The 18,568-nt window shown below is 55.1% G+C and carries 17 protein-coding genes; 12 read left to right on the top strand and 5 right to left on the bottom strand.

The genetic code is table 11. From position 1 onward, the window contains the following. Positions 1-256: 256 nt before the first annotated feature. Both QMQ05_RS08615 and QMQ05_RS08610 read left to right on the top strand, forming a co-directional pair. Positions 257-1,183 carry a TauD/TfdA dioxygenase family protein gene (locus tag QMQ05_RS08615; RefSeq protein WP_345469252.1) on the top strand — a complete coding sequence of 309 codons (927 nt, stop codon included), beginning with the start codon at positions 257-259 and terminating at the stop codon, positions 1,181-1,183. 65 nt (positions 1,184-1,248) lie between these two features. Continuing rightward, a complete protein-coding gene (locus tag QMQ05_RS08610) occupies positions 1,249-1,809 on the top strand; it encodes a dihydrofolate reductase family protein (RefSeq protein ID WP_334123328.1) in 561 nt (186 codons plus the stop codon). 80 nt (positions 1,810-1,889) lie between these two features. On the opposite strand, the gene QMQ05_RS08605 is transcribed toward QMQ05_RS08610, so the two are convergent. Together QMQ05_RS08605 and QMQ05_RS08600 are read right to left on the bottom strand one after the other, a co-directional pair. Continuing rightward, complete coding sequence (locus QMQ05_RS08605; protein WP_345469246.1) at positions 1,890-2,654, bottom strand: GNAT family N-acetyltransferase; 765 nt, start codon at positions 2,652-2,654, stop codon at positions 1,890-1,892. Beyond that, a complete protein-coding gene (locus tag QMQ05_RS08600) occupies positions 2,654-4,666 on the bottom strand; it encodes a M3 family metallopeptidase (RefSeq protein ID WP_345469244.1) in 2,013 nt (670 codons plus the stop codon). The genes QMQ05_RS08605 and QMQ05_RS08600 overlap by 1 nt, the downstream gene beginning before the upstream one ends. Before the next feature lie 76 nt (positions 4,667-4,742). Between QMQ05_RS08600 and QMQ05_RS08595 the strand changes: the two genes are divergently transcribed. Beyond that, positions 4,743-5,942, top strand: coding sequence for a CapA family protein (locus tag QMQ05_RS08595; RefSeq protein WP_345469242.1), 1,200 nt, complete (start codon positions 4,743-4,745; stop codon positions 5,940-5,942). A gap of 1 nt (position 5,943) precedes the next feature. Here the strand turns inward: QMQ05_RS08595 and QMQ05_RS08590 are convergent, their stop codons facing one another. Then, the gene (locus QMQ05_RS08590; protein WP_345469239.1) at positions 5,944-6,582 is read right to left on the bottom strand and encodes a DUF6226 family protein; all 639 of its coding nucleotides are present in this window, start codon (positions 6,580-6,582) and stop codon (positions 5,944-5,946) included. 235 nt (positions 6,583-6,817) lie between these two features. On the opposite strand from QMQ05_RS08590, the gene pdxT reads away from it, so the two are divergent. The 9 genes from pdxT to QMQ05_RS08545 all read left to right on the top strand — a co-directional run bounded on the left by pdxT (position 6,818) and on the right by QMQ05_RS08545 (position 16,428). Next, positions 6,818-7,429: a pyridoxal 5'-phosphate synthase glutaminase subunit PdxT gene (pdxT, locus tag QMQ05_RS08585; protein ID WP_345469236.1), complete on the top strand. Its 612-nt coding sequence runs from the start codon at positions 6,818-6,820 to the stop codon at positions 7,427-7,429. A 3-nt stretch (positions 7,430-7,432) separates the two neighbouring features. After that, the gene (locus tag QMQ05_RS08580; RefSeq protein ID WP_345469234.1) at positions 7,433-8,191 is read left to right on the top strand and encodes a YebC/PmpR family DNA-binding transcriptional regulator; all 759 of its coding nucleotides are present in this window, start codon (positions 7,433-7,435) and stop codon (positions 8,189-8,191) included. A gap of 3 nt (positions 8,192-8,194) precedes the next feature. Then, the gene (gene ruvC, locus QMQ05_RS08575; protein ID WP_345469232.1) at positions 8,195-8,794 is read left to right on the top strand and encodes a crossover junction endodeoxyribonuclease RuvC; all 600 of its coding nucleotides are present in this window, start codon (positions 8,195-8,197) and stop codon (positions 8,792-8,794) included. 92 nt (positions 8,795-8,886) lie between these two features. Continuing rightward, the gene (gene ruvA / locus QMQ05_RS08570) at positions 8,887-9,504 is read left to right on the top strand and encodes a Holliday junction branch migration protein RuvA (protein WP_345469229.1); all 618 of its coding nucleotides are present in this window, start codon (positions 8,887-8,889) and stop codon (positions 9,502-9,504) included. 24 nt (positions 9,505-9,528) lie between these two features. Next, positions 9,529-10,578 (top strand): Holliday junction branch migration DNA helicase RuvB, encoded by a 1,050-nt coding sequence (gene ruvB / locus QMQ05_RS08565; protein ID WP_345469227.1) that lies wholly within the window; start codon positions 9,529-9,531, stop codon positions 10,576-10,578. Between the two features lie 186 nt (positions 10,579-10,764). Next, a complete protein-coding gene (gene yajC, locus QMQ05_RS08560) occupies positions 10,765-11,172 on the top strand; it encodes a preprotein translocase subunit YajC (protein ID WP_345469225.1) in 408 nt (135 codons plus the stop codon). A gap of 58 nt (positions 11,173-11,230) precedes the next feature. Next, positions 11,231-12,964, top strand: coding sequence for a protein translocase subunit SecD (gene secD, locus QMQ05_RS08555; protein ID WP_345469223.1), 1,734 nt, complete (start codon positions 11,231-11,233; stop codon positions 12,962-12,964). Further along, entirely contained in the window at positions 12,957-13,925 is a 969-nt protein-coding gene (gene secF, locus QMQ05_RS08550) for a protein translocase subunit SecF (protein WP_345469221.1), read from the top strand. Before secD ends, secF begins: the two co-directional genes overlap by 8 nt. 235 nt (positions 13,926-14,160) lie before the next feature. Then, entirely contained in the window at positions 14,161-16,428 is a 2,268-nt protein-coding gene (locus QMQ05_RS08545) for a RelA/SpoT family protein (RefSeq protein ID WP_345469219.1), read from the top strand. A gap of 20 nt (positions 16,429-16,448) precedes the next feature. Here the strand turns inward: QMQ05_RS08545 and QMQ05_RS08540 are convergent, their stop codons facing one another. Next, positions 16,449-17,072, bottom strand: a complete 624-nt coding sequence (locus tag QMQ05_RS08540; RefSeq protein ID WP_345469217.1) for a hypothetical protein — start codon at positions 17,070-17,072, stop codon at positions 16,449-16,451. A 60-nt stretch (positions 17,073-17,132) separates the two neighbouring features. Next, positions 17,133-18,491: a DUF349 domain-containing protein gene (locus QMQ05_RS08535; protein ID WP_345469216.1), complete on the bottom strand. Its 1,359-nt coding sequence runs from the start codon at positions 18,489-18,491 to the stop codon at positions 17,133-17,135. Positions 18,492-18,568: the final 77 nt, after the last annotated feature.

Raw genomic sequence — 18,568 nt, 5'->3', positions numbered from 1 at the left:
AACAACGCAATTGCCAGATGCAATGATTATTCATCAGACTTCATTTTGGTCATGGTGGGACTTACCTCGACTCATCAACGCAACCCTGCTCAATGAAATTCATAGGTCTTTCGACGCATAAAGCCTTTGTTTTTCATTTACGAAATTTGCGGTTGATCAGTGTTTTTTCAGATCTACGATGGAACGTGTTCTCAAAAAGGGGCATCAACAAACAGATCAAAACAGCTACATGACGGTTGCTGTTGAGGAGGCCAGCATGACTACGACTACGACAACCCGCCTGCAAACCACGAAGCTCGGGGAGCACATCGGCGCACGCATTGATGGGCTTGACCTCACTGGGAACCTACCTGGGGAAACAGTCCTAGCTATCCGCGAGGCTCTGAATGAGCACAAGGCCTTGGTTTTCAGTCAGTCTGGGATCGAGACTGACGAACAACAGGAACTCTTCGCTTCACATTTTGGTCCATTAACAACAGCGCATCCGACGGTGACATTCGAAGAACAAGTGAAGAAAACCGTCTTGCCGGTGGACAGTGAACAGTCCATCGCCAACCAGTGGCATACAGATGTCACCTTCATCGTTAATCCGCCGCAGGTTTCTACGCTTCGGGCAGTGACGTTGCCACCCTATGGCGGAGAAACGCTCATCGCCAATGCAGCTGCGGCTTATCGAAGCTTGCCCAAAGAGATCCAGGCACTTGCCGACACGTTGTGGGCTGAGCACTCCAATGACTCCGACTACGTTAGGCCACGAACCGTGAATTCTGAGCGGGAGAAAAAGTATCAGGAGGCTTTCGTATCCGAGAAGTACCGCACGGTCCATCCAGTAGTACGTGTCCACCCACTAACAGGAGAAAAAGGCCTGTTTATAGGAACCTTCGCGAGGCACGTGAAGATCGTCGGGGTGTCTCCCTACGAATCAACAGACCTACTGCGTCTGCTCCAAAGTCATGTGACACGACCAGAACACGTGGTACGAGTGACTTGGGAGCCAGGTCAGTTGGTGCTCTTCGACAACCGAATCACTCAGCACTACGCGGTTGATAATTACAGTCGCGCGCCACGCAAGCTTAATCGCATCACCGTTGCCGGCGACATTCCTCGAAGTGTGGCAGGGAAACCGAGTTATTCAGTCATCGGGGATGCCTCGCATTATTCACCCATTGTTGAGGTGGACTAGTACTGGGAGCCCACCAACAGTCAATGGCCAAAGGCCAGCATTCTCGATGTGGCAGACTGACATGCATGAGCGAAATCATCTTCGACGCGGCGGTCACACTAAATGGATTCTTGGCCGATGAAAATCATAGCTTGAAGTGGCTCTTTGAGGTCCCTGGAGCTCAAGAACCGGATCCGGACTTACTCCCGAAGAACGTGGGAGTCCATGTCGAAGGCGCCAATACCTACCTGTGGATGCTCGAGAACGAGCAACTTATCGAACACCCAGAAAAGTGGCAGGAGTACTATCCTGGCGTCACCACCTTTGTTTTCACCTCTCGTAACTTGCCAGTACCTCAGGGTGCGGATGTACGAATGGTCAGCGGATCTGTGGAAGAAAATTTGCCAGAGATCCGTGACGTAGCCGGAGACAAAAATATTTGGGTCCTTGGCGGCGGAGAATTACTCGGGCAGTTCTTCGATATCGATGTTATCGACACGTTGGCAATGACAGTCGCTCCGGCAGTTCTGAGCGGTGGTGCCGCGTTACTGCCACGAAATATCGGCAGCGAACGGTTAGCACTCACTGAAGCTAGACAAGCTGGGCCTTTTGCCAGGCTCGTGTATCGAGTAAAACACCAGCAGTAAATACAAGAAAAACAGCTATCGGGCCACCGGACGAATCCGGTGGCCCTATAGCTCTTGGGGTGTTGGAAGGGTGCCGAGCTTTAGGCCCAGGACCGCAGAACCATATGACGTCCACGCCCCAGAAGCTTCAGGCCATTGGCGGTGAAGAAATCAGCGCTTGATGGGGTAGCCGCGGCCAAAAGCTCCACGGCGACTTCTTCATCTGGGGGAGACAGCGGATTGATCATCGAGCGGGAAAGCCCATGAAGCAAGGCGGTACCGATGCCCTGTCGACGCTGCTGTTTCCCCACTGCCAATGAATGAACCATCAGCTGGCCACCCAAACCTTGCTGAGCGAATCCACGTCCGACAATTTCGCCGTCGTCGGTGCGCGCCAGAGCATGCTCAACGCGTCGCAACGCCGGGTGACCACTGGAGAGTTGGCTGCTGGGGTCTCGCCAGAGGTTCGTCACGTTGAGCTCTGCAGCATCAGCGCCGCTTGCTTCCGGCACGTTATTACCCAAGCGGATCTTGCCTGCCCAGCGATCCATGGGGATAGCTAGTGGTCCGGCATGCCATGAAACTTGGGCGTTGTCGGAGAATCCGGCGGCCTTGAGTTCAGTAGGGTCGGCTCCTGAATTAACCCAGGCTTCCACTCGACGGGCGCCAAGTCGGTGGCCCTCTGCCAAGGCAGGGCGAAGCCCAGCCTGCTCAGCGTTTTCAGGGAAAAGTAGGATCAGCCGCTTGCGTACCGGCTGCCAAGCCCACGAGCATCCATGAGTGGTAAAGATCTTTCCACCGGTGGCCACGGCCAGCGCCTGGTGCCAGTGGCTCAGTGCTTCCTGTGCGGAGGCAATCGTCGTCATTATTCTGCGTTCACCAATCCTCGACGGCGCAACAACGGTTCAACCCGTGCAGTGCGGCCACGGAACAATTCATAGGACTCAAGGGGGTCGCGCGTATTTCCGCGCGAGAGCAGTTCTTCTCGGAACCGATTACCATTTTCGCGCATGAGGCCACCATTTTCCTCGAACCACTGCACAGTGTCGGCATCGAGTACTTCACTCCAAATATAGGAGTAGTAGCCAGCGGAGTATCCGTTAGCAAAAATGTGCTGGAAATAACCGGTGCGGTAGCGTGGCGGAATCAGCTCTGTATTGAATCCGGCGTCCGCAAGAACCTGCTGTTCAAACGCTACTGGGTCATCAATCACGGTATCTGAGCTGATGGTGTGCCATGCCCAGTCCAGCACGCTGGCAGCCAAATATTCTGTTGTGGCAAAGCCCTGTCCCCACAACCCGGCTGCTCGAACCTTGCTGATCGTCTCCTGATCTAATGGCTCGCCGGTCTCATGGTGCACCGCATAATTCGGAAGAACCTGCTCATCCAAGACCCACATTTCATTAACTTGCGAGGGGAACTCGACAAAGTCGCGGGGGACCGACGTTCCAGAAAGAGAAGCATATTTTCCGTTGGAGAACATGCCGTGTAGAGCGTGTCCGAACTCGTGGAAAAGTGTATTGGTCTCGTCCAAGGTCAGCAGGATTGGATCGCCCGGTGCAGGCGCCGAGATATTCAACGTGTTAGTGACAATGGGGCGCTCATCCAAGTATGAGGCGGCATCGCGCAGACTCGTCATCCATGCGCCACCCTTCTTCGTGTCACGAGCGAGGTAATCGCCGGTGAAGATGGCAAGGGAGCTGCCATCCGCGTCGAAGACCTCAAATACGCGAACTTGTTCGTGATAGGTAGGCAGATCGAAACGCTCGGTAAAGGTAATTCCGTAGAGCTTCGTAGCGGTGGCAAAGACCCCGTCGAAGAGCACGCGATCAAGTTCGAAGTAGCTGCGTAGCGATTCGGAATCTACAGCGTATTGCTCACGCAAGACCTGGTTAGCGTAGAACTTCCAGTCCCACGCGGTCACGTCCAGGCCAGAGATCTTGCTTAGAACGGCAGCTTCTTTATCAGCGTTAGCGGTGGCGGCCTTGGTCAGTTCTGTAAGTCGTTGCTCGACTGCCGCTGTCGATGGTGCCGTTGCCTGTGCCAGCACGGTTTCGGCGTGATTCGCAAAACCAAGCAGCGCTGCCCGCTTGGCGCGAAGCTTGGCCATTTGTGCTGCAAGCTCGACAGTCGGATTTTCATCAAGCCCACGAGAAATGGACGCGGTGAAAACCTTGCGTCGTGACTCACTATTGGTCAAGGACTCTAGCGCGGGCTGTTGGGTAGGGGAGACCAAGGGCAAGAGATATCCCGATGCGTGACCAGCTTGCCTCGCTGCCTGCGCTGCCGACTCGATGGCCTGAGCCGAGAGCCCATCAAGTTCTTCAGCGGAGTCGAAAAGAACTGCGTGAGCATTTTGATTCTCTAATACACGATTTGAGAAGGTGCTCGAGAGTTCGGACAGTTCAGCGTTGAGCTGTTTCAATTGCGTCTTCTGGGCTTCGTCCAGACCAGCGCCCGAGAGCTTGAATTCTTGAAGAATTTGCTCTGCCAGTCGGGCATCCTCACCGACCAAGTCAGAACAATCAACACTTTGTAAACGCGAGTACAAGGATTGATTTAGGTAGATTTCGTCTTCTTGAGCGCTGTAAATCGAAGACATCTCTGTCTGGATCGCCCTAATCGGTTCCGTTCCATGAGCAGAAAGGACACTGAAGTAGGTCATCAAGGCACGACGTAGCGTTTGTCCGCTGGATTCCAGAGCCAAGAACGTATTGCTAAACGTTGGTGTTTCGGCCTCGTCGACGATGCGCTGTATTTCGGTGCGCTGTTCCGCGGCGCCAAGTTGAGCCGCCTCCAAGTAGTGCTCGGCAGTGAGGATATCGAAGGCCGGCCACTGGTAGGGCATGGCGCTGGGTGTGAGGAGCGGATTTTGCATAACCATAGGTTTTCATAGGAGACGTGATTTAGCTTGCATTAACACCCCAGATACTCCGCTGAGATAGGGTCTAAGAATGCACTCACGTTTGGTTCTTGCCTATCGTTCTTTGATCGCCGGCGCACTGTGTTCGGCTCTTCTGTCCGGTTGCTCCGCAAACGTAGAACCAAACAACCACACGGGTTCTTCTAACGCGCCAACGAGCAGCCCAGAAGCAGCAAGTACCCCGGCACCAGAATCCAGTGCACCTGAGAAACCGAAAGAGTTCTCCTTGATGGTTACCGGCGACGTGTTGCTACATCCACAACTGCTTCAGGAAGCCCAGAAGGCGGCCAATTCCTCATCGGGAAACGGCAAGGACTTCGATTTTTCACCCCTGCTTGCTGGGCTCAAGCCTTATGCGCAAGATGCTGATGTGGCCTTATGTAACCTGGAAACACCCATCGGAACACCACCATATTCTGGATACCCGCGCTTCACTGTTCCCGCGCAAATCCTTTCCGACCTGAAATCCATTGGCTATGACGGTTGCACCACGGCTACCAACCACACGGTTGATGCTGGCACCAGTGGAGTGAACCGAACCTTGGACGCCATGGAAGACCAAGGACTTTTTGCCACCGGCTCCTACCGGAGTAAAGCCGAAGAGCAGCAGCCGCCAATCATAGAGGTTAATGGAGTCAAGCTCGGTGTTATTACCAGCACCTTCTCGCTCAACGGACTGAGCGCCGCCACCGACTGGCAAGTTGATACCGGTGTGGACGCGCAAAAGCTCATTCAACGTGGAAAAGCGGCCAAAAAAGATGGCGCCGAAATTCTTGTCGCTGCCATCCACGATGGGACTGAATACACCACTCGGCCAACAGAAGAACAGCGCGCGCTGGGTCGAAAACTAGCCGAGTCCGGGGTGTTTGACTTTGTTTATATGCACCACACCCACTCAGTCTTGCCCATTGAGAAGCACAACGGAACCTGGATCGTCTATGGACTAGGGAACTCAGTGGCCAAGCATGCGACAAAGACCATCTTGAACCGCGAAGGTATCAGTGTGAAAGCTACCTTTGCTCAGGATGAAAAGACCGAGGACTGGAAAGTTTCCGAACTTCAGTGGGTTCCTCACCAACTTTCAAATTCTCCGGTGCTCTGGTGCCAAGTCTTTGAAAAGTCGGAATGTTTATCTGAAGCTGATGCAGAAGCTTCCCTAGCGCGAACCAAGGCCACAGTTGACGCGTATGGAGCGTTCGACGATGGCCTGAAAGAATGGACGCTGGACTAAATTAGCGTAAGGGCCAGGGAGCCCAAGATACATCAGCAGGAATCATTGCGCGAGCTTTGGCCAGCTGGGTGGATGACAGGTCATCGAGATCAACGGATTGTTCGAGCATGCCCGCTGCCTCAACGTTGAACTGGTGGGTCAGACGGTTCTTACCCACGTCTAGGATTTCTACGAAAGCACCAGATGTTACCGCGTCGATCTGTGCCTCAAGCGCAGTGCACAGATCAGGAACAGAGTCATCGCAGGCATCACATCCACAATTGGGTGCAATGGAGGTAAATAGTGCGCCGAACTGAAGATGCAGCCCCGGAAACTTTGTAAAAACCAATCCAACCGGCGCGCACTGTGAATCCTCGGGGACGAGCCTGATCGAGCGGACTACCTCATCAAGCGGGATCTCATATTGGGCCGCCAAATCGGGATCTTCGTAGCATCGGACGTTGAATCGGGTGGTCATCCAATTCACCAGCGAATCTGCCACCGCATGCAGGGGCGCGAAGCGTTGCGGGTGGGAAATCACCGAGTAGCTTTCGGCCGGTGGATCATCACCATCGAAACGATTGCCGTAGGGGATGAGCTTGCCCTGATCATCGAAGTAATCAGTCACGATGTTTTGTGGACGTTGGTACCCGTGCAACATGCTCAACTTCCTTCCTAACGTTTCTCTACCCTCAGCTTAGGCGCGAGATGGTTCAAGAGTGGGCTTTCGCCATCGGATCTTCGCGTAGCTGCTGTAGTTGTTGTGGAGCTCGAAAATTGTCGCTGAGGAAACTGCGACACACCGAGCAACAAAATAAACTGCTACGACCGGCGGTACTAACGTTGATTCGGCGCATACTGCGCCTAAAACACTGCAATCTATGAAGGTCATACCCATGCCAAAAATTGGCGTCCTCGCCCTCCAAGGGGATTTCCGCGAACACCTCGCGTCCTTCGAGCGCTTGGGACAAGAAACACTCGCCGTGCGAACTCCACAAGACCTGTCACAGGTCGACGCACTGGTCATTCCGGGCGGAGAATCCTCGGTTATTGATCGGCTCTCACGCAATTATTTACTGGCAGAACCCATCAAGCAGCGGCTTGCTGACGGTATGCCAGCCTACGGTTCCTGCGCGGGAATGATCATGCTCGCTGACCGGATCGAAAACCCTGCAGTCTCTAGCTCCGGTGAAATTCAGCAAAGCTTCGGCGGCATTGATATGACCGTCCGACGCAACGCCTTCGGTCGGCAGGTTGACTCGTTCGAGTACCAGTTGGACTTCTTAGGGAAGAACCTTGAGGCAGTGTTCATCCGTGCGCCCGAAGCTGTACAAGTAGGCTCCGGGGTCCAAGTGATCAGCACGGTTCCGGCAGAGGGTGACGGCGAACAGGGTAGAATTGTTGCAGTACGTCAGGGAAATTTGTTGGCAACGAGCTTTCACCCGGAAGTCACCGGCAGTACAGCGATCCACGAATTTTTCATCCAACTCACGCGAGGAGACGCTTAAAGCATGTCAGGCCACTCCAAATGGGCAACCACTAAGCACAAGAAGGCTGCGATCGACGCCAAGCGCGCCAAGGCCTTCGCAAAATTCATTAAGGGCATCGAAGTTGCCGCCCGCGCCGGCGGCGCTGACCTGTCCGGCAACCCAGCACTGGAACTTGCAGTTAGCAAGGCCAAGAAGAACTCCGTGCCGGTAAACAACATCGACCGCGCTATCAAGCGTGGTGCGGGCCTGACCGGTGAAGTTGTCGACTACACCGAAATCATTTACGAAGCACGTGGCCCACAGGGCTCTGCTCTGCTGATCGAGTGCCTTACCGACAACAAGAACCGTGCCGCTTCTGAGGTTCGCGTAGGCATCACCCGTAATGGTGGAACCGTGGCTGACCCAGGTTCGGTCGCTTACCTGTTCAACCGCCAAGGCGTTGTTCGTTTGCCAAAGGGCGATCTGACCGAAGACGATCTGCTGATGACCGTACTGGATGCTGGTGCAGATGAAATCTTGGACGAAGGTGATAGCTTCGCCATCGTTTCGGATCCATCGGATCTGCGTGCCGTGGCTGCAGCATTGGATGAGGCTGAAATCGCCTACGAATCCGATGAAATGGAATTCCTGCCTTCGATGAAGGTGGACCTGGACGTTGAGGGTGCTCGCAAGTTCCTCAAGCTCTTTGACGCTTTGGAAGAACTCGACGACGTGCAGAACGTTTACACCAACGCTGACCTGTCTGACGAGGTTCGTGCAGCTCTGGACGAAGAGCAGTAAGGCTTGTCCCTTCGCGTTGTTGGCGTCGACCCCGGACTGACCCGCTGTGGTCTGGCCGTGGTCGACGTCGCTGCAAATAGGCAAGTATCGCTGATTGATGTCACCGTTGCCGGCACCCCGCCTGGCACACCCTTGGACGCTCGATTACTCAAGATCGCCAACGCCATTGATAGTTGGCTCGATCAGCACAAGCCCGATGTCTTGGCGCTGGAGCGGGTTTTCGCATCGGCTAACGTGTCGACCGTTATTGGTACAGCACAGGTCACCGGCGTAGTCATTACCGCTGCTGCCCGTCGTGGCATTCCTGTGGCGTTGCATACGCCTACCGAGGTCAAGGCGGCAGTGACCGGTTCCGGGCAGGCCACCAAAGCGGCGATCGGCAAAATGGTCGCCAAGATTTGTCGTCTCGATGAGCCACCGAAACCTGCCGACGCGGCCGATGCGGTGGCTTTGGCCATCGCGCATGGTTGGCGTGGGGCTGCGGCCGGGTCCAATGCATCGGCTTCAGCAGCTGGAGCCTCCGGTTCATCTCAGTTGACTGGCGCACAGCAGGCGTGGATCGCTGCCGAGGCTTCGGCCAAGCGTAGAGCTGTCCGCCGATAGGCAACACGACCCACCGTTCCTGCTCGCACGTCGCGATTCGTAGGTATCTTCGATAAACTGGGTTCGATCGAACATATATCCCAAGGAGTGGCATGATCAGCTCATTGACCGGCACCGTTCAAGCGGTGGCCCTGAATACTGCGGTAATTGATGTCAACGGCTTCGGCATGCTGGTCAATGCCACCCCCGGAACCCTCTCCACCCTGCACGTAGGTCGTGAAACGACGGTCTTCACTTCCATGGTGGTCCGTGAAGATTCCATGACACTCTTCGGATTCGCCAGCGCCGATGAGCGAGACGTCTTCGAGGTCCTGATTTCGGTTTCAGGGATTGGCCCGCGCACCGGACTGGCCATCCTTGCTGTGCACAGTCCTGAAGAAGTTCGCATCGCAGCCAACACCAAAGACACCGCGGCCTTTACCAAGGTCTCAGGCATCGGTCCCAAGGGTGCGAGTCGTATCGTGCTGGAATTGAACGGCAAACTTGTACCAACCGGCGCACCAGTGACACCTGTTGCCGGAGCGAGCACCGTGAGCGTTTGGGAGCCGCAAGTCATTGAAGCGCTTACGGGCTTGGGCTGGAGCGAAAAAGACGCGACTACCACGCTTAAATCCTTGGCTAAGGGTGATCCTGAAACTGTTTCGGGTGGTAACGTCGCAGAGATTTTGCGTGCTGCCCTGCGTAGTATGTCTAGCGGTACCCGAGCCTAAGCGGACTTCGAGAGGATCACCACGATGAACGATTCCACCGGGTTAACCAACGCTGGCAGTGAGCCAGAAGAGCGAGTACTCGAAGCTGCCCTACGCCCTCGCAACCTTGACGACTTTGTCGGACAGGCCAGGGTCAGACAACAACTGTCGCTGGTACTTGAAGCAGCTAAGATTCGCGAACGTACCGCCGACCACGTCCTGCTCTCGGGCCCTCCAGGGCTGGGCAAAACCACGCTGTCAATGATTATCGCCGCCGAGATGAACGCGCCACTACGCATTTCTTCGGGCCCCGCCATTCAGCACGCCGGTGATCTGGCGGCAATTCTTTCCTCATTAACCGAGGGCGAAGTTTTGTTCTTGGATGAAATTCACCGCATGTCTCGTCCCGCCGAGGAAATGCTCTACATGGCGATGGAAGACTTCCGTGTAGACATTGTTGTCGGCAAGGGCGCAGGCGCTACCGCTATCCCGTTGGAGCTACCACCGTTTACCTTGGTCGGTGCAACTACTCGAGCTGGCTTATTGCCCGGCCCATTGCGTGACCGCTTCGGTTTCACTGGTCACCTCGAATTCTATGCAGTCAAAGAGCTAGAACTAGTACTGCGTCGCTCAGCCATGATGCTTGATCTCAGCGTCACTTCCGCAGCATTTACGGAAATTGCTGGACGCTCGCGTGGAACTCCTCGTATTGCCAACCGACTGCTTCGTCGTGTTCGCGACTGGGCGCTGGTGCACAAGTTAGAAGAAATTGATCATCAGGCTGCAGCGGCCGCGCTGGATATGTATGAAGTAGACGCGCGTGGACTGGACCGCTTGGACCGTGGCGTGCTCGAAGCCCTATGCACCAAATTCGGTGGGGGACCGGTAGGTTTATCGACCCTGGCCATCGCCGTTGGTGAGGAAACCGAAACCGTTGAAACCGTCGCTGAACCATATTTGGTTCGCGAAGGACTAATGGGACGCACACCGCGTGGACGCATCGCAATGCCCGGCGCTTGGGAGCATTTAGGGCTAACGATGCCGAAAGATGCCATTTTTGCCAACGCCCAAAGCTATGAATCTGATGAGGATTAGGCAATCATTACTTCACTGCACGCGTAAATGGTCTGCCGGTTCACCGTAAGCCATTAGACTAAAGACGCCCGACCTATACCCTTTGACGGGTCAGGTGGGGCGTCTTTGCTGTTAATACTCGCTTTGAGTCCATCGGCATCCAAGAACTTTTGATCAAATCGCAACAACTTGTTAGCAGGTAGATTCGTGAATTCCCTCGTAATCGCTCAGGCCGCCGGCGGTGGCTTCAACCCTTCGCTCATTTTGATGGTTGCACTCTTCGCAGTGTTGATCTTCATGATGTTCCGCGGTCGTAAGAAGCAGGCTGCGCAGCAGGAGAAGCTGAAGACCAACACCGTTCCAGGTGCCAAGGTCATGACCAACTCCGGTATCTTCGGAACCGTCGTGGGCGTTGACGCAGAGGATCGTGTACAGGTCGAGGTGGCTAACGGTGTCGTTTTGACCCTGCACCGCCAGGCGATTTCTACCTTCCTTGACAATGAGCCAGCAGTTGCTGAGACTCAGCAGGTTGCGGAAAACAATAATGTTGCTGAAACCCCAGAAGAATCCCTTCGTCGTCTGAACGACGAGGGCAAGGATGAGCGTAACTCCTAAGGTTCGGGTAGCAACGGTGGCTGAAATCTTCGGCCACCAACACGAGAAAGCACATTAGATGTCATCAATCAGACCTGTTAAGCAGGCGCGTAAGGCGCTGCTATGGTTGCTGATCGTCTTCATCATCGCAACCGGCGTGCTGGTGGCTGGTGCGACGACTGGTAAAACCGGGTGGGGACCAAAACTGGCCCTCGACCTTGAAGGCGGCACCGAGATGATCCTGGCCCCACGGGTTCAGGGTGATCAGCAGATCAACCAGGAACAACTGGATCAAGCGGTCAAGATTATCCGCCAGCGCGTAAACGGTAATGGTGTTACCGAATCGGAAGTCACCACTCAGTCCGGTCGCAACGTCGTCGTATCCATGCCAGGTACCCCCGATCAAGCAACCCGCGAGCTGATCCAGGCGTCTGCAGCCATGGAATTCCGTCCGGTCCTTATTTCCGGTAGTTACGAGGCGACACCAAAGGACCAGCGCACCGCCGAAGCTGATCTACCTAAGCCGGATGGCGATCCGAAAAATGCTTCGGATACCAACTGGGTCACCGCGGATCTGTACAAGAAATTTGAAGCCTACGACTGCACCAATAAAGCTGACATAAAAAGCAGTGAAAATGCGGATCCGGCCAAACCAATGATCTCCTGTGATGCGAAGGTTGGCGTTAAGTACATCCTTGGCCCTCAGGAAATTCCGGGCGACCAGATTTCTGACGCATACGCGCAGTTGGCTCGTGGAGTTAACGGTTCGGTCACTGGCGAATGGGTTGTAGTCATTGAATTCAACCAGCAGGGCACCAAGACCTTTGCTGATACGACTCAGCGTTTGATTGCTCTTCAGGGCGCGCAAAACCAGTTCGCTATTGTCCTTGACGGTCAGATCATTTCGGCCCCAACGACCAACGCAGTAATTTCTGACGGCCGCCCTCAAATTCAAGGTGGCTTTACGCAGGAAAGCTCCCAAGCACTGGCTGAACAGCTGAAGTACGGCGCACTTCCAATCAGCTTCGACATTCAATCAGAACGTCAGGTATCGGCAACCCTTGGTGCTGACCAGCTGACCGCCGGTTTGATTGCCGGCATCATCGGCCTGGGGCTCGTCTTCATCTACTCGCTGTTCCAGTACCGCGCGCTCGGCCTGGTGACCATTGCATCACTTCTGGTTTCAGGTATTCTCACCTACCTAGCCTTGGTCTTGCTCGGCTGGGGAATGAACTACCGACTTTCGCTAGCTGGTGTGGCAGGTCTGATCGTGGCCATCGGTCTGATTGCAGACTCCTTCATCGTTTACTTTGAACGTGTTCGAGACGAACTTCGCGAAGGCCGGCCTTTGGCTAGCGCCGTTGATATCGGTTGGGGCCGCGCAAAGCGCACCATCCTGGCTTCCAAGGCAGTTAACCTTTTGGCTGCCGTCGTGCTGTATATCGTTGCAGTCGGTAACGTGCGAGGCTTCGCATTCACCTTGGGCTTGACCGCAATCATCGACCTTATTGTGGTTTACGGTCTGACCCACCCAACCCTGGTGCTTTTGGCCCGAACCAAATTCTTCGCCGACGGACACCGTCTCTCGGGTCTGGACCCATCACTCTTGGGCGTTGAGCCTCTGTACAAGGGCGCCGGGCAGATTCGCCGATTCGGTGAGAACGTGGAAGCAAACCGAGGCAAGAAGAACGCTAAGGCCTCTGGTGAAGCTGCCAAGCGCATGACTATCGCTGAGCGTCGGCGTGCAGAAGCCGAACAATCAAAACGGTCAGGCACTGCTTCGTCGAAGGCTCAGGAGGAGAACAATGAATAAGCTAGTCACCTGGGGCAACGAGCTCTACACCGGCAAGCGTTCCTACCCGTTCACCTCCAAGCACCGTCTCTGGTTCACCATTGCAGGTGCACTGGTGATCCTTTCGATCCTTGTACCAGTGGTCAAGGGCGGGTTCAACCTGGGCATTGACTTCCGTGGCGGTTCAGAATTCACGGTGTCCGATGTGCAGAATACTGACACCAAGATTGGTGAAACCGCGGTGACCTCGGTTGCTTCCTCAGCTGAAGCAACTGTCACCAACATTGCGCCAAACACCATGCGTGTTCAGACCGAGCGCCTGAGCGATGACGAGACCCTCGCCATCGCAGCTTCCTTGGCCGACGGGTACCAAGTATCTAGCAACGAAGTGACCAGTAACTTCATTGGCCCAACCTGGGGCCAGGACGTTTCACGCCAGGCTCTACTGGGTCTGTTTGCCTTCGTGATCCTGGTAGGTCTGTTGATGGCTGCCTACTTCCGCACCTGGAAGATGTCGCTGGCCGCGATTATTGGTCTGCTTGTGGTCATTGTGGTGACTGCCGGGATCTACTCGGTCTCTGGCTTCGAGATCACCCCGAGTGCGATCATTGGCTTCCTGACGATTCTGAGTTATTCGCTCTATGACACCGTGGTGGTCTTCGATAAGGTCCGCGAAAACACCAAGGACTTCAGCAAGCAGTCGAAGCGAACCTTTGAGCAATTGGTAAACCTCGCGGTGAACCAGACCCTGGTTCGTTCGATCAATACCTCCGTGGTTGCCGTGCTTCCAGTGGCATCGATTCTTTTCATCGGTTCCTACATGCTCGGTGCAGGTACGCTCAAGGACCTTTCGTTGGCCTTGTTCGTCGGCATTATCGTTTCTGCCTTGTCCACGCTGTTCGTTCAGGCGCCGTTGTACCAATGGCTGCGCCGCAACGAACCGGTCATCGTTGAACATACGAAGAAATTGACCGTAGACTAACTCCTAACGGTTCGCGATGAGGCACTTCCAGTGAATGCTGGGGGTGCCTTTTCGCAATCACGTGAAGCGGTGTAATTAGTTGTCACCGGCCGAACGTGCTATAACGAATGAACTAAACAACATGTTTTTTGGTGCAAGGTCGTGATGGAATCCACGACTGAAAACTATCACTAGACGATGACGCATTAGCACCCACAAGCTGACGTCGTCCGGTGGCAATGGGAAGGAGCGGGGCATGGCAAATACGTCAAACCTGAACAATTCGAAACGACGCTCAATTTCCCGTTTAGTACGCTTTGCAGGTCGCGGGAGCACCCCGAGTACTTCGCCCACACTTGAGCCACTGCTTCGTACCGTAAAATCCAAACATCCACGTGCGGATCTGGATCTGCTGGTCCATGCCTACGAAGTCGCAGAAAAGTACCATGAGGGTCAAAAACGCAAAAGCGGTGACCCCTACATCACTCACCCGGTAGCTGTTGCGACTATTCTGGCCGAAATGGGAATGACCGGCGCAATTCTTGCCGCCGCCCTGTTGCATGACACAGTTGAAGATACCGAATACTCTCTGGAATCGGTTCAGAAGGAATTCTCCGAAGAAATCGCCATGCTGGTAGATGGCGTCACAAAACTCGACAAGGTCACCTACGGTGAAGCGGCCCCGGCCGAAACCGTACGCAAGATGGTCGTCGCAATGTCGCGCGACATCCGCGTCCTGCTGATCAAGCTAGCCGACCGCCTGCACAATGCTCGCACCTGGCGCTACGTCTCTCAAGAATCTTCATCGCGCAAAGCCAAAGAGACCTTGGAAATTTTTGCCCCATTGGCGCATCGCCTGGGCATGAACACCGTGAAATGGGAACTTGAAGACCTATCCTTCGCGGCTCTACATCCAAAGGTTTACCAAGAAATCGTTCGCATGGTGGGGGATCGCACCCCGGAACGAGAAAAGTATCTCTCATCTATTCGCGAGACTCTTTCGGGCGACCTAGGCAAGGTCGATATCAACGCCACGGTCTCGGGGCGTCCGAAGCACTACTACTCGATCTATCAGAAGATGATTGTTCGAGGTAAAGATTTTGACGACATCCATGACCTGATGGGCGTTCGAATCCTCGTTGATACCGTCAAAGACTGTTATGGCGCGCTGGGCGTAGTTCACGCCGAGTGGAATCCATTGCCAAACCGCTTCAAAGACTACATCGCTATTCCGAAGCTGAACCTGTATCAGTCACTGCACACCACGGTGATGGGCCCCGAGGGTAAGCCTGTCGAGATCCAGATTCGCACGCACGACATGCACGTTCGTGCTGAGTACGGTGTGGCAGCGCACTTCCAGTACAAGCATGGGCAGAACGCCAACTCGATGCTCTCGCCAGAGCAGAATATGGACTGGCTGCGTTCCTTGATGGAATGGCAGGCCGATACCACTGACTCTGAAGAATTCCTTGATGGACTGCGCTACACGATCAGTTCAGCCGAGGTTTATGTCTTCACCCCGAAGGGCGACATCATGTCGCTGCCAGTGGGTGCAACACCGGTGGACTTCGCGTATTCCATCCATACTGACGTAGGACACCGCACCATTGGTAGCCGCGTCAACGGCAAACTGGTGCCACTGCATACTGAGCTTAAACAAGGCGACGTGGTCGAGGTATTTACCTCGAAGGCGGAAGGCGCGGGCCCATCCCAGGACTGGCAAAACTTTGTTAAGTCACCTCGTGCTAAGGCCAAGATCCGTGGCTACTTCTCTAAAGAACGTCGCGAAGAAGCCATCGAAAAGGGCAAGGAGCTTCTGACCAAGGAGCTGCGTCGCAATCATCTGCCGCTGCAGAAGTTGATGACTCATGATCTACTGACCGCGGTGGCCAACGAACTTCACCATACGGACATTTCAGCCCTGTATCAGTCGGTGGGCGATGGGCATACCAGCGCACAGAATGTTATCGAGCATCTGACCGCCCTCATTGGCCCTCCAGAAGCCGAGCAGGTTGATGAGGAAGCCGTAGTCCGTCCGAGCGCTCCGAGCCCCACCACGGGCAACGAGGCAGGCGTGATTGTTGAGGGCGTTGGCGATGTTCTGGTGAAACTGGCTCGTTGCTGTACTCCGGTGCCACCGGATGAGATCCAAGGCTTTGTGACCCGCGGTGCTGGGGTGTCCGTGCACCGTGCTGACTGCCTGAACCTCACGCAACTTTCCAACCAACCCGACCGACTGGTCAATGTTACTTGGGCGGCGAAGCATCACGGTGTCTTCTTGGTCGAAATCCAGGTTGAAGCGCTGGACCGCAAATCTTTGCTCTCCGATGTCACCCGCATCTTGTCCGAGAGCCACCTGAACATCCTGTCAGCATCGGTGCAGACCAGTAAGGATCGAGTCGCGTTGTCCCGCTTCTCCTTCGAAATGGGCGACCCTAAGTTCTTGAGCCACGTGCTGAACCAGGTGCGTCGAATTGATGGCGTCTACGACGTGTACCGCACGACCGCAGGTTCACGCCGCTAGTTGGTTTGATCAGCAGAAGGTCATGCTGCCTGGGCGACGTCGCCGAAGGAATCTACTAGGCGCAGCGCACGGGATCTTTCGGGCGACCTCTCGTAGGTTCTTAGACTCTCTCTGATTGAATCGAGATTTAGATAAGGGTCATCCAGAGATATGACCTTGCTCAGTGCTCGACTCGCGATGGGCAACGGGTCAAATTGGGCACAGTCACACACGCTTCGTAAGGCTGAAGTGACTTTGATGCGGCTACGAAAGACCATCTGAGTATCCGGAACGTCGGCTTGCATAAATTGAGCGTTCAATCCGAAGCCTGGCTCGAATGGTCGATGGTAGGTGCGCGTATAGATGCACATCGTAAAGACTTCGGGTAATAGTCCGTGGATCCAGGCGGCAGTTTGGCGCGCTATGACGGTCTGAGAGTTTAACTCACGCCCACAGACAAAGGCGACAATCCTTGCTCGTAGCGAGGCGGTGACCTGTATATGGCTGGGAAGAAAGCAATCACCGAGCACTTCGCGCAATAATCCATTCGAGGTCATCGCTTGCAACTCGTTACGGCTAAACATCTGACCAGCGATCCAGAGGTCCTCTGGAATGCGCAACGCGACGGCGCGTGGTCCGGTAGCCTGGCAATTTATAGATTCCATGTGGCTACTGAACCAGTAAGCGCCGCCGCGTTGAGCGTGTACTGACGATCTGTGGATTACTTACTGGAAGTCTGCTGCAGACTTTTCCAGAGTGTTCAGCCACATACGACGAGCATCCAGGGCTTCCTGGGCTGCTGCGATCTGCTTGGCATTGCCCTTAGCCTGAGCTGCGGCAAGATCTTCTTCCAGTGCAGAAATCGTGTCCTGCAACTGGCTGAGCATCGAGTTAGAGCGAGCCTTGGTCTCAGGGTTGGATCGGCGCCACTGCTCATCTTCAGCACCCTTCACAGCGTCTTCTACCTGACGCAGTGCGGATTCGATGCGCTGCAGATCGTTGCGAGGCACCTTGCCGGCTGATTCCCACCGGTCGCGGATGGAATCCAGCTTGGCCTTGGCCGCTGCTAGATCCTTGATCGGCAACAATGCACGAGCTTCCTCGAGCAGTGCTTCCTTCACCACGAGGTTCTGCGAGTATTCTTCGTCGATCTTGGCGTTTGCTGCAGCACGAGCCTGGAAGAACACGTCCTGGGCGGCGCGGAAACGGCCCCACAGCTGATCATCATCCTTGCGGGAGGCGCGACGAGACTTCTTCCACTCATCCATGAGCTTGCGGTATTCGGCGGCAGTAGCAGCCCAATCGGTCGAGCTCTGCAACGCTTCTGCGCGGGCGATCAGTTCTTCCTTCACAGCCTTGGCCGACGCATTGGTCGAATCAAGCTGCGAGAAGTACGCACGACGATGACGGTCGAAGGTGGTGCGAGCGGCACGGAATCGCTTCCACAACGCGTCCTCGGTTGCCCGTGGTAGACGGACCGAAGAACGCTGGGATGCCTTCCACTGCTCAAACAATTCATTCATGGAGGCCGATGCGGTCTTCCACTGAATCTGCTCGGGACGCTTGGCAGCCATTGCTTCTGCTTGCTCAACGATGGCTTCGCGGGTGGCCAACTGCTCGGCGCGGGCGGCATCGTGAGCCTTGCGCTGCTCGGCGGAGAGGCTCTCCACGGCAACACGAACATTTTCCAGACGTGACTCGAGGGCCGGGATGTCGCCGACCATATGACGTTCTGCGACAGTCGCCGACAGAGCCTGAACAGCCTTGCCCAGCTCTCCGGCTGGCGCCTTAGCAACGACACGCTGCTCCAGCAGCATCAACTGCGAGAGGGCATCGTCATATTTACGCACGAAGTAACCCAAGGCTTCTTCCTGCGTGGCATCTGGGTACTGACCCACTGGGAACTCCGCGCCATCAATGATGACAAAGACGTGCCCGTCTTCGGTCACTCGGGCAAATTTAGCCGCTTCATCGAGGGGAGTGGTGTGTGCGACGCTCGGCGCTACAACCGGTTTTGCAGCAGGCTTCTGCGCCTGCGGCAAAGGGGTCTTCTGGCTGTCGTCGGATTGCTGACTGGTGGTCACCGCTGAAACTCTTTCACTTTACGAGCACTTGCTGTAGCCAACTCTACCTGTGACCTCCGTTTCTTAGTAAGCCGACG

This window comes from Glutamicibacter sp. B1, from assembly GCF_039602135.1.
GTDB classification, from domain to species: Bacteria; Actinomycetota; Actinomycetes; order Actinomycetales; family Micrococcaceae; genus Glutamicibacter; species Glutamicibacter ectropisis.
The sequence above is the reverse complement of the archived record's forward strand: the minus strand, read 5'-3'. Positions and strand labels throughout refer to the sequence as shown.